Below are 11,768 nucleotides of genomic sequence, written 5' to 3'. Positions count from 1 at the left end.
ATACATAAATGCAGCCCGTGCTTTCTTGCCCACGCAGCGGTTGACACCAGGGGCGAGTCCATACATAGGGCGGGCACGGCCCGCCAGCTCTTCCACGATCCGCGCCAGGGGCGGCGGGCAGTGCCCGCCCTACGATGCTGTGACGAACGGCATCGCCCGCGGAGCCTGCCACGGACTGCTTCCAGGGATGGACTCCTGCAGAGGCCTTTTCGCCACGAACGTTTTCACCGCCCACGCTCCTAGCGCGGGCTGCACAGGCAATCCGCGTAGATGTTCGGCGTGCCGGCCTTCGCGTTGCGCAGCCATTCCAGTTCCGGCGCCAGCGCGGGCAGCTGGGCGAACCAGGCCGGCAGGCGTACCCCCCAGGACTGCAGCAGGCGCACGCTGGCGCCCTGGTTGAGCCCGATCAGGAAGCGTTCGAAGCCGCCCAGCGGCGCCTCCACGTAGCGCACCGGATAGCCCTTGCCCAGCCTGGCCAGGCCGGCCGCGTCGGCGACTGCCGCGTCCAGGCCGCCGAGGCGATCGACCAGGCCGCGCTCGAGCGCCTGCTTGCCGGTCCACACCCGGCCCTGGGCGATCGTGTCGATCGCCTCGTAGCTCTTGCCGCGCGCCTTCGCCACGTTGCCGACGAAGTCGCGGTAGCCCTTGTCGATGATCGCCTGGATCACCGCGCCGACCTTCGGGTCGAGCGGGCGGCTGATGTCGAAGGCGCCGGCCATCGGCCCGGTGCCGACGCCATCGCTCTGGATGCCCAGCTTGGCCAGCGTGTTCGGCACCGTGTAGTACATGCCGAAAATGCCGATCGAGCCGGTGATGGTGTTCGGTTCGGCATAGATGCGGTTCGCGTTCATCGCGATCCAGTAGCCGCCGCTGGCCGCCACGTTGCCCATCGACACCACCACCGGGATACCCGCGCTGCGGGTCAGCTCGATCTCGCGGCGGATCTGCTCGGCCGCGTACACCTCGCCGCCGGGCGAGTTCACCCGCAGCACCAGCGCCTTGGTCCTGCGGTCCTCGCGCGCGCTGCGGATCAGCGCCGCGGTGGATTCGCCGCCGATCGAACCGGCCGCGCGCTTGCCGCCGGCGATCTCGCCCTCTGCCACCACGATCGCCACGCCGGGCGCGAACGCGCCGCCGTCGCGCGGCAGGCCCGCGGCGTAACGGCCCAGGTCGACCTGGCGGAAGCTGTGGCCTTTCTTGTCGGCCGGCACGCCCTCCCTGCGCATCATCGCGATCAGTTCGCCACGCGTGGCCAGGCCGTCGACCAGACGCTGGTCCAGCGCCAGCTGCGCCAGGTTGCCGCGGGTACCGGCGATATGCTGCGGCAGGTTGTCGATGTCGTCGCGCAGCGTCGCCGGGTCAAGCTTGCGCATGGCCGCCACCTCGTCGAGGTAGCCGTCCCACAGGCCGCCCATCCAGTAGCTGTCGGCCTGCTTCGCCTCGGCCGAGGCGTGGTCGAGGATGTACGGCTCGGCCGCGCTCTTGAACTCGCCGACGCGGAACAGGTGCACGTCGACGCCGAGCTTGTCCAGCAGGCCCTTGTAGAACAGCCGGTAGTTGGCCAGCCCGGTGAGCATCACGCCGCCTTGCGGGTCGACCAGCAGGCGGTCGGCATGCGCGGCGAGGTAGTACTGGCCCTGGTCCAGGTTCACCGCCCACGCGAGCACCGGCTTGCCCGCGGCGCGGAAACGGTCCAGCGCCGCGCCGACCTCGCGCAATGCCGCGAAGCCGCCGCCCTGCAGTTCGTCCGGCAGCAGCAGGATCCGGCTGATCCGCCTGTCCTGCGCCGCCGCGTCGATCGCGCCGACCAGGTCGCGCAGCTGCACCTGCTTCGGCTCCTCGCCGGACAGCCCGGCCAACGCACGCTGCAGCGGATCGATGCTGTATTGCTCGACCAGCCGGCCCTGCGGCCGGATCACCAGCACGCTGCCGTCCTGCACCGCGCGCTCCATCCGGCTGCCGGCGATGCCGGCGGCCAGCAGCAACACGAGCACGAACAGCACGCTGAAGAACACCAGGTTGATGATCACCAGCCGCAGCAGGTTGATGCCGCGCCCGAGCGTGCGCAGGAAGGCCCGGAAACCGTTGCGGCGGGGCGGTAGCGGCGGTGGGAGCGTCATGTAGTAGGTATCCGGAATCGTCGGACCAAGCGTAGCCGGTCAGGCGGGCGCGGTCATCGGCAATGGGCGGCGCCAGCGCGGTTTCCAGGCGCTGCGCCAGAAGCGGGCGAACAGCATCGCGGCCGCCACCGACAGCCCGGCGATCAGGCCGATCCACATCCCGCGCGCGCCCATGCCGTGGCGGAAAGCCAGCCACCAGCCCACCGGCATGCCGACCATCCAGTAGGCGAACAGGGTGATCGCCATCGGCACGCGGGTGTCCTTGAGGCCGCGCAACGCGCCGTTCGCGGCGACCTGGATGCCGTCGGAGAACTGGAACAGCCCGGCCAGCATGATCAGCTGCGCGGCCAGCGCGATCACCTTCGGCTCGTGCGTGTACAGCGCGGCGATGAAATGCGGCAAGCCCAGCATCAGGCCGGCCGAGAACAGCTGGGTGAGCAGGGTCAGGCCGATCCCGCAGAAGCCGGCGTAGCGCACGCCGCGCTCATCGCCGCGGCCCACCGCGTTGCCCACGCGCACGGTGATTGCCATCGCCAGGCCGAGCGGGATCATGAAGAACAGCGAGGCGATGTTGATCGCCACCTGGTGGCTGGCAATCACGTCCTCGCCCAGCGTGGCGATGATCAGCGCGGTGGCCACGAACAGGCCGGCCTCGGCCAGCAGGGTCACCGCCATCGGCAGGCCGATGTGCACCAGCTGGCCGATCCGGCGCGGGTGCGGCCACTCGAAACGTTCGAACAAACCCAGCCCGCGATAGTTGCGCCGGAAGATCACGTAAACGCCGAACGCCAGCGTTTCCAGCCACAGCACGATCGCGGTGGCCACGCCGCAGCCGTGCGCGCCCTGCGGCGGGATGCCCAGCTTGCCGAACATCAGCACGTAGCCCAGCGGCACCAGCAGCACCAGCCCGCCGAGGCTGAAGTACATCGACGGCCGGGTCAGCGACAGCCCTTCGGAGAGGCCGCGCAGCGCGAAGTAGCAGGTCAGCGCCGGCGCGCCCCAGCTGATCGCCAGCAGGAAGCGCTGCACGTCGTGGCGCAGGCTCGCCGTCACCCCGATCAGCTCGATCAGCGGCTCCGCGTGGCGCACCGCGAACCACAGCAACACGCCCATGCCCAGCGCCAGCCACAGCGCCTGGTGGAATACCGCGCCGACCTCGCCGCGGCGCCCGGCGCCGTCCAGCTGGGCCACCGACGGCGGCACCGCCATCATCATGCCGATGCCGCAGACGATCGCCAGCGACCAGATGCTGGCGCCCACCGCCACCGCACCCAGCACGTGCGCACTGACGTGCCCGGCCAGCACCGCGTCGATCACGTTGCTGCCGACCGCAGCCAGCTGGGCGGCGATCAGCGGCAGGGCCAGGCGCACGGTGGCGCGCACCTCGTGCCGCAGGTGGGCGCGTTCGGGGGAGAAACGTTTCATCGGCGCAGCAGACTCCAGGGCCGGTCATTCTACCTGAGCCATTGGTCACGGCCGCCCCGCCGCCGGCGTGTGCGAAGATCGCCCACGGCGACGGACGGAAACCGCGATGAAGCAGCTGACCAGCCACGAAGGATTGCACTGCGCCAACTGCGGCGCCGTGATGCAGGGCGAGTTCTGCCACGAGTGCGGACAGTCGATCCACAGCGTGCTGAAGCCGATGCACCACATGGTCGAGGAAACCGTCGAGACGGTACTGCACATCGACGGCCGCATCGTGCACACGCTGCCGCCGCTGCTGCTGAAGCCCGGCTTCCTCACCCTGGAGTATTTCGCCGGCCGGCGGGTGCGCTACATCGCGCCGTTCCGGCTGATGTTCGTGCTGTGCCTGCTGTCGTTCTTCGTGTTCCACCTGGCGGTCGACCAGGTCACCGGCAAGATGCCCGCGAACGGCCGCCCCCTGCTGAGCGTGGACAGCCGGGCGATCGAAACCGCAGCCAGTCCGGCCGGGGTGCGTGAGGCCTTGCAGAAGGAGCTCGACGATCTGCAGCGCGCCCGCGCGACCGGCGTGCTGCCGCCGAACCTGCTGGAGCAGGCCGATGTCGCCGAGCGCGACCTGCGCCGGAAGGCCGATCGCCGCCTGACCGAACTCGGCGCGGCGCCGGCCCCGGCCGCTTCCGTGGCGGTGAAGCCGCCGGATGCCGCGAAAACCGCCACCACTCCACCGGACGATGCCGCGCGTCGGAGGATCCGGCAGGAATCGGCGCCGGTGCGGATCCGCTGGCTTCCCGGCGCCGCCAACGCGCGCCTGACCGAGCTGGGCCACCATCTCCAGGACAACTGGCGAATCTTCAGGTACGGCGATCCCGCGGCCAGCGCCGAGGCGAAGCAGCGGATGGTCAACGGCGTGTTCGGCACCCTGCCGCCGACCATGTTCGTGCTGATCCCGCTGTTCGCGGTTCTGCTCGGGCTGTTCTACGTGTTCCGCCGGCGGCTGTACATGGAACACCTGATCGTGGCCCTGCACAGCCACGCGTTCATGTTCCTCAGCCTGCTGCTGCTCACCCTCGCCGGCATGCTGTCGACCTGGCTGCAGCCGCATGCGGCCTGGGCTGGCCACGCGCTGGGCTGGCTGCAGGCCGCGCTGATCCTGTGGATTCCGGTCTACCTGCTGCTCACGCAGAAACGGGTCTATCGCCAGGGCTGGCCGATGACCCTGCTGAAATTCTGGTGCATCGGCTGGTGCTACTTCTGGCTGTTGATAGTCGCGCTGACGATCGCCTTACTGCTCGGCGCGGCCCACTGAGGCCGCTCACCGACCGGCTGGCCCGCATGGGTTTTGCACAGCGTCATGAACCTGTCAAGGCAGCCGGGGGCTGTTTGTCAATTGTGTGAACTGCCGCTCAACGATATTTGCAAGCGACTGATAGTAAAGGTATTTACCACCTGACCAAAACCTCGTCAGACTGACGAAAAAGGCGCCACGACGCCCTTTGAGGCTCCCCCTCCCCGCTGCATCCACAGACTTATCCACAACTACTGTGGATAAACGCAAAAACTTCCCAGGGAAAGCCACTTAGCCCAGATTCCTCGACAACAGGACAGCAAGTTCACGCAACTCAAGCAGGTACGCCACGCTTCCCATCGCCACCCTCGCCGCGGGCCCGGCGGACGGCCGCAGCTACACTGTGCCGTCACGAGGTAGTCCATGCCCGCCGTCCTCCGCGTCGCCCTGCCGGTTCCCCTGCCCAGCCTGTTCGATTACCTTCCGCCCGCGGCGGGCGAGGCTCGCGTGGGCAGCCGGCTGCAGGTGCCGTTCGGCCGGCACCGGCTGGTCGGCGTGGTGGTGGCGATCGAGGCCGAGGCGGCGGTCGATGGCGGCCGCCTGAAGCAGGCGCTGCGACTGCTCGACGACGACGCGCTGCTCGACGCCGAGCTGATGCAGACGCTGGCCTGGGCCGCGGACTACTGGCTCGGCGCGCCGGGCGAGGCCTATGCCAACGCCCTGCCGCTGGCCCTGCGCGAGGCGAAGCCGCTGCCGCCGATCGGCGACGAATACTGGTCGCTCACCGGCGCCGGCCACAGCGCCCACGACGCCGGCAGCCGGCGTGGCGGCAGCAAGGCGCTGCTGGCCCTGCTGGCCGGCGGTGCGCTGGGCGCGCAGGAGCTGGGCGAACGCCAGCCCGGCTGGCGCGAGGCGGCGCGCCGGCTGGCCGCGGCCGGCCTGCTCGAGCGCAGCGAACGGCCGCCGCCCGCTCGTCCGCTGCCGCCATCGACGGCCCCGCCACTCAATGACGAACAACAGCAGGCGGTCGCCGCCGTCGATGCCAGCCTCGGCCGCTACCAGCCGTTCCTGCTCGACGGCGTCACCGGCAGCGGCAAGACCGAGGTCTACCTGGCCTTGATCGAGCAGGTGCTGGCCAAGGGCCAACAGGCGCTGCTGCTGGTGCCGGAGATCGGCCTGGCGCCGCAGACCGTGCGGCGCCTGCGCGAACGGCTCGGGGTAAGCATCGAGGTACTGCATTCCAACCTGTCCGAAGGCGATCGCGCGCGTGCCTGGCTGCGCGCCCGCGCCGGCAGCGCACGGGTGATCCTGGGCACCCGCTCGGCGGTGTTCACGCCGCTGCCGCAGGCCGGGCTGATCATCGTCGACGAGGAACACGACGGCGCCTACAAGCAGCAGGAAGGCTTCCGCTACCACGCCCGCGACCTGGCCCTGGTGCGCGCCCGCGCGCTGGGCGTGCCGGTGCTGCTGGGCTCGGGCACGCCCTCGCTGGAATCGCTGGCGAATGCGGACGCCGGCCGTTACCGCACGCTGCACCTGCGCGCGCGCCCGGGCGCGATGCGGCCGCCGCAGGTACAGATCATCGACATGCGCGCGCAGCGGCTGGAGCACGGCATGTCGCCGGCGCTGCTGGCGGCGGTGGCGGAGACGGTGGCGCGCGGCGAGCAGGCGCTGGTGTTCCGCAACCGCCGCGGCTACGCGCCGGTGCTGCTGTGCCACGCCTGCGGCTGGCATGCGGGCTGCCCGCGCTGCGAACGCCCGCTGACCCTGCACGCGGGCCGGCGCCAGCTGATCTGCCACCACTGCGATTACCGCCAGCGCGTGCCGGCCGCCTGCCCCGCGTGCGGCGCCGGCGACCTGAAAGCACAGGGCCAGGGCACCGAACGGCTGGAGGAAGCGCTGCTCGCGCAGTTCCCGCAGGTACCGGTGCTGCGCGTGGACCGCGAGACCACCCGCCGCCGTGATTCATTCGAGCAACTGCTGGCCACGCTCGGCGACGACCAGCCGGCGATCCTGGTCGGCACGCAGATGCTGGCCAAGGGCCACGACCTGCCCAACCTCACCCTGGTCGCGATCGTGGGCGTGGACGAGGGCCTGCACAGCATCGACTTCCGCGCCGGCGAACGGCTGGCGCAGCTGGTGGTGCAGGTGGCCGGCCGCGCCGGACGGGCGCGCAAGCCCGGCCGCGTGCTGCTGCAGACGCACCAGCCGCAACACCCGCTGCTGCGCAGCCTGCTGGCACAGGGTTACGCCGCCGCCGCGCGCGAACTGCTGGCCGAGCGTCGGCTGATCCGGCTGCCGCCGTACAGCCACCAGGTATTGCTGCGCGCCGAGGCGCCGCAGCGCGAACTGGTCGAGGCCTTCCTCGCCGCGGCGCACGCTGCGCTGGCGCCGGACGATCGACTGCAGGTCGCCGGGCCGATGCCCGCGCCGATGCCGCTGCGCGCGGGCCGCCATCGCGGCCAGCTGCTGCTGGAGGCGGCCAGCCGGCAGGCGCTGCACGCGATGCTGCGACCATGGCAGCTCGCGCTGGGCGCACTACCGGCCGCGCGCAAGGTGCGCTGGTCGCTGGACGTCGACCCGATCGACCTGTACTGAGCGCGCTCAGAGCTTGTGAAGAAAACCACCTCCTGTGGTTTTCTTCTGTCGCGAGTCCGGTACACGCCCGGACTCGCTCACATGAAACCGACACTAGCGTGACGGTTTCATGCCCGGCCCTCCGTGGCCGGTCTGAGAGGTTGAAAAACTCACAACCTCTCAGCCCGCGCCGGGCTTCAGCGAGCCCGGCTTCACCAGCCAGCGCACCGCCAGCACGCCCAGCTCGTAGAGCAGGCACATCGGCACCGCCAGCATGATCATCGAGGTGATGTCCGGCGGCGTGATGAAGGCGGCGATCGCGAACGCGCCGACGATGGCGTAGCGCCGGCTGCTGCGCAGCTTGTCCAGGTCGACGACGCCCACCGCGGCAAGGATCACCACCGCCACCGGCACCTCGAAGCACAGCCCGAAGGCGAAGAACATCAGCATCACGAAATCGAGGTAGTGGGTGATGTCGGTCATCATCTCCACGCCCTGCGGGGTGATCGCGGTGAGGAAGCGGAACGCCGCGGGCAGCACCAGGAAATAGGCGAACGCGCAGCCCATGTAGAACAGCACCAGCGCCGCAGCGAGCAGCGGCCGGGCCAGGCGCTTCTCGTGCTTGTAGAGGCCCGGGCTGACGAAGGCCCACAGCTGGTACAGGATCATCGGCATGCTGATGAACAGCGCCGCGTAGAACGCCAGCTTCAGCGGGGTGACGAACGGACTGGCCACCTCGGTGGCGATCAGGTGCGCGCCGGCGGGCAGACGCGCCACCAGCGGCGCGGCCAACTCGGTGTACAGGTGGTTGGCGAACGGCACCAGCGCCAGCAGCACCACCAGCACGGTGGCGCTGGCCTTGAGCAGCCGCGAACGCAGTTCCAGCAGGTGCGAGAACAGACCCTGCTGCAGGTCGACCTCGGGCTCAGGCGTGGCCATGTGGCGGCTCCCCGGCGGCCTTGGCAGCGGTGCCCGCGAACAGGTCGCCGGTGGCAGGGTCCGGCGCGCTTTCCGCCGCGGCCTCTGCGGCGGCGGGGTCGGCCGGCGCCGCGCCGGTCACGGCTGCGTCATTCGGCGCCAGGACGTGCTGCACGTCGCGCACCTTCTGCACGGCGGCATCCAGCTCCGCCTGCGCCGCCTCCGCCTTCGCGGCGGCCTCGCGCGCGGCGCGCTTGATCTCCTCGACCTGCAATTCGCGCTCCACCTCGGCACGCACGTCGTCCCAGCCGCTGCGCATGCGCCGCAGCAATGCGCCGGCGGTGCGCGCGGCGCCCGGCAGTTTCTCCGGGCCGAGCACGATCAGCGCGATGAGCGCGAGCAGCACCAGCTTGCCGAAGCTGATCTCGATCATCGCCGCAAACCCGCCCGTCGCCGAAGCTTATTTCGTGTCGCTGGAGTCGCGCTGGCCCTGCGTCGCCTTGTCGGCGGAGCCGGCCGGCGGATCGGCGCGCAGGCGCTCGGCCTCTTCCTTGCGCTTGGCCTCGTCCTCGTCGCCGTTGAGGCCCTTCTTGAAATCCCGCATGGCGTTGCCGAGATCGGAGCCGATGTGGCGCAGCTTGCCGGTGCCGAAGATCACCACCACCACGACCAGCAGGATTATCAGATGCCAGATGCTCATGTCTTACCTCGAAAACGGACCGGACCGGAAACCCCCTCGCGCGGCGCGCCGGTCTTCCGTATCAGCGCGAAGTGTACTCCTCAAGCCGGTCGCGGAAATCCACCACCGGCGCCGGCACGTTGCTGACGCCGCCTTCGAAGATGCGTCGCGGCGTGATGCCGGCGCCGTAGATGGCGACGTTCGCGTCGTAGTCGATGCGCAGTGCCGAGCCGTCCAGCGCCACGCCGGCGAACAGGCCGCGGCTGCGCGAGTACGAGTAGATCTCGGCCTTCATCTGCGCGTCGGTGGAGGCCGTGGCGGTGCGCCCGACCGGGCCGGCCGCGGCGGAGGCGTCGGCACCCAGGGTGAACTTGCCGTTGACGATCGAATCCACGCCTCGCTGGGTGCGGAACACCAGGATCACGTCGGTCGACGACACGCCGACCTGGAAGCCCACGCTGCCACCGGTCATGGTGACGAAGCTGGGGTTGGACCAGGTGCCGTCGGGGCTCTTCACCGAGATCAGCCCCTCGCCGCGGCGGCCGCCGAAGATGAAGCCGGCCTTGATCATGTCCGGGATCACCGCGATCGCCCGGGCGTTCTGCAGCAGGTCCTTCGGGATCGCCTTGTCCGGTGCCTGCATGATGTCGTTGAGTACGCGCACCGCGTTGGTGGCACGCACCAGCGGCGGATCCTCGGCGTGCACGGCCATCGCCGGCAACAGCAGGGCCAGTCCGGCAAGCAGCAGGCGTTGCAGCGATGTCTTCAACATGGGGCAGCTCCACTCGGGTTCGGGGGAAGGCGCGGCGCCACGCGGTACGCCGGGCTTGTGGCAGACTGCACGGCTCCAGCGGCCACGGCTGTCACGATGCCACGCAGCAACCACTATACCGGCGTTGCCGACGATTCCGGTGCGCCGGCCGTTCCGTCCGTTCAGGCTGGCGTGCTGCTGGTCAACCTCGGCACGCCGACCGCGCCGACCGCCAGGGCGGTGCGGCCGTACCTGGCCGAATTCCTGGGCGATCCGCGGGTGATCGACTACCCGCGCTGGCTGTGGTGGCTGATCCTGCACGGCGTGATCCTGCGCGTACGGCCGCGGCGCTCGGCGCACGCCTACGCACGGATCTGGGACGAACGCGGCTCGCCGCTGCGCTACCGCAGCGAGGCGCTGGCGGCCGGCCTGCAGGCCGAGCTGGACCGGCAGCAGCCCGGCACGCTGCGGGTGGCGCTGGCGATGCGCTACGGCGAACCGTCGGTGGCGCACGCGATCGAGCAACTGCAGCGCGACGGCGCGCGACGGCTGCTGGTGCTGCCGCTGTATCCACAGTACTCGGCCACCTCCACCGGCTCGGTGATCGACGCGGTCGCCGACGCCTTCAAGCGGCTGCGCTGGCCGCCGGAGCTGCGCTTCATCAACGACTACCACGACGACCCGGGCCACATCGAGGCACTGGCCGCCGGCATCGAGCGCTGGTGGGCGGCGCACGGCCGCGGCGAGAAACTGCTGCTGTCGTTCCACGGCATTCCCGAGCGCTACGTGCAGCTCGGCGATCCCTATGCGGAACAATGCCGACGCACCGCGCAGCTGCTGCGCGAACGGCTGCAGCTGGACGAGGACGGGATGATCGTCAGCTTCCAGTCGCGGGTGGGCCGCGAGCGCTGGCTGCAGCCGTATACCGATGCCACCGTGCGCCGGCTCGCCGCCGACGGCGTGCGCACGCTCGACGTGGCCTGCCCCGGCTTCGCGGTGGATTGCCTGGAGACGCTGGAGGAGATCGCGATGCAGAACCGCGACTTCTTCACCGCCGCCGGCGGCGAGGCGCTGCGTTACATCCCCGCGCTGAACGACAGCGCCGCGCAGGTGGGCAGCCTCGCCGCGCTGGCGCGACGACATCTCCAGGGCTGGCCGGAAGCCGCCGCGTGACGACGCCCGCCGAACGCCGCGTCGCGCTGCCGTCGCTGGCGCTGGCCGCACAGGTGTGGGGCGACGACACCCTGCCGCCGCTGGTGGCACTGCACGGCTGGCTCGACAACGCCGGCAGCTTCGCGCTGCTGGCGCCGCGGCTGGCCGCGCACCGGCAGGTGATCGCGTTGGACCTGCCCGGCCACGGCCGCTCCGACCACCTGGCGCCCGGCGCGGCCTACCACTACGTCGACTACGTGCAGGCGGTGCTGACCGCCATCGACGCGTTGCAGCTGCCGCGTCTCGCCCTGCTCGGCCACTCGCTGGGCGCCGGCGTCGCCAGCCTGGTCGCCGCGGCGCGCCCCGAACGAATCGAGCGGCTGCTGCTGATCGAAGGCCTCGGCCCGCTCGGCGACGACGGCTCGCACACGCTGCAGCGCTTCCGCGATGCGCTGGCGCCGCGCAACGACAACCGCAAGCCGCTGCGGGTGTTCCGCGACGTCGAGCAGGCGACCAGCGCGCGCAGCATGGCCAGCGGCCTGCCCGCTGACCTCGCGCGGCCGATCGTCGAGCGCGGCCTGCTCGAAACCGACGGCGGCTGGCGCTGGCGCAGCGACCCGCGGCTGACCCGCCCCAGCGCGGTACGGATGGCCGAAACGCAGCTGCACGCGCTGCTGCGCGGCATCGCCGCACCCACCGCCCTGCTGCTGGCGCAGCCGGCCACCTCCTACCTGCCTGCGATGATGATGCAGGCGCGCGCCGCCTGCGTGGCGGACATCGCGGTCAGCCACATGGAAGGCGGCCACCATCTGCATCTCGAACACCCGCAGGCCGTGGCCGACTGGGCCTCGCCTGCAGCGTAGT

10 protein-coding genes are annotated in these 11,768 nt (G+C 70.6%); 4 read left to right on the top strand and 6 right to left on the bottom strand.

The window, feature by feature from the left end:
• Nucleotides 1–239: 239 nt before the first annotated feature.
• The gene (sppA, locus tag AC1Q5A_RS14585) at nt 240–2,120 is read right to left on the bottom strand and encodes a signal peptide peptidase SppA (RefSeq protein ID WP_492701837.1); all 1,881 of its coding nucleotides are present in this window, start codon (nt 2,118–2,120) and stop codon (nt 240–242) included.
• 39 nt (nt 2,121–2,159) lie between these two features.
• Nucleotides 2,160–3,545, bottom strand: a complete 1,386-nt coding sequence (locus AC1Q5A_RS14580) for an MATE family efflux transporter (protein ID WP_492701835.1) — start codon at nt 3,543–3,545, stop codon at nt 2,160–2,162.
• Nucleotides 3,546–3,651: 106 nt separating this feature from the next.
• On the opposite strand from AC1Q5A_RS14580, the gene AC1Q5A_RS14575 reads away from it, so the two are divergent.
• Both AC1Q5A_RS14575 and AC1Q5A_RS14570 read left to right on the top strand, forming a co-directional pair.
• Complete coding sequence (locus AC1Q5A_RS14575; RefSeq protein ID WP_492701833.1) at nt 3,652–4,848, top strand: DUF3667 domain-containing protein; 1,197 nt, start codon at nt 3,652–3,654, stop codon at nt 4,846–4,848.
• Nucleotides 4,849–5,250: 402 nt separating this feature from the next.
• Nucleotides 5,251–7,425 (top strand): primosomal protein N', encoded by a 2,175-nt coding sequence (locus tag AC1Q5A_RS14570; RefSeq protein ID WP_492701831.1) that lies wholly within the window; start codon nt 5,251–5,253, stop codon nt 7,423–7,425.
• A 159-nt stretch (nt 7,426–7,584) separates the two neighbouring features.
• Here the strand turns inward: AC1Q5A_RS14570 and tatC are convergent, their stop codons facing one another.
• From tatC to AC1Q5A_RS14550, 4 genes are all read right to left on the bottom strand, one after another.
• Nucleotides 7,585–8,343: a twin-arginine translocase subunit TatC gene (gene tatC / locus AC1Q5A_RS14565; RefSeq protein WP_492701829.1), complete on the bottom strand. Its 759-nt coding sequence runs from the start codon at nt 8,341–8,343 to the stop codon at nt 7,585–7,587.
• Nucleotides 8,330–8,755: a Sec-independent protein translocase protein TatB gene (gene tatB, locus AC1Q5A_RS14560; protein WP_492701827.1), complete on the bottom strand. Its 426-nt coding sequence runs from the start codon at nt 8,753–8,755 to the stop codon at nt 8,330–8,332. The genes tatC and tatB overlap by 14 nt, the downstream gene beginning before the upstream one ends.
• 27 nt (nt 8,756–8,782) lie before the next feature.
• Nucleotides 8,783–9,022 carry a twin-arginine translocase TatA/TatE family subunit gene (locus AC1Q5A_RS14555; RefSeq protein WP_492701825.1) on the bottom strand — a complete coding sequence of 80 codons (240 nt, stop codon included), beginning with the start codon at nt 9,020–9,022 and terminating at the stop codon, nt 8,783–8,785.
• Between the two features lie 61 nt (nt 9,023–9,083).
• Nucleotides 9,084–9,773 carry a lipid-binding SYLF domain-containing protein gene (locus tag AC1Q5A_RS14550; protein ID WP_492701823.1) on the bottom strand — a complete coding sequence of 230 codons (690 nt, stop codon included), beginning with the start codon at nt 9,771–9,773 and terminating at the stop codon, nt 9,084–9,086.
• A gap of 96 nt (nt 9,774–9,869) precedes the next feature.
• Between AC1Q5A_RS14550 and hemH the strand changes: the two genes are divergently transcribed.
• Together hemH and AC1Q5A_RS14540 are read left to right on the top strand one after the other, a co-directional pair.
• Entirely contained in the window at nt 9,870–10,925 is a 1,056-nt protein-coding gene (gene hemH / locus AC1Q5A_RS14545) for a ferrochelatase (protein WP_492701821.1), read from the top strand.
• On the top strand, nt 10,922–11,767 hold the full coding sequence (locus AC1Q5A_RS14540) for an alpha/beta fold hydrolase (RefSeq protein ID WP_492701819.1): 846 nt from the start codon (nt 10,922–10,924) through the stop codon (nt 11,765–11,767). Before hemH ends, AC1Q5A_RS14540 begins: the two co-directional genes overlap by 4 nt.
• The last annotated feature ends 1 nt before the right edge of the window (nt 11,768 follow it).

The organism is Rhodanobacter sp. GW835-FHT13D09, from assembly GCF_058793995.1.
The sequence above is the reverse complement of the archived record's forward strand: the minus strand, read 5'-3'. Positions and strand labels throughout refer to the sequence as shown.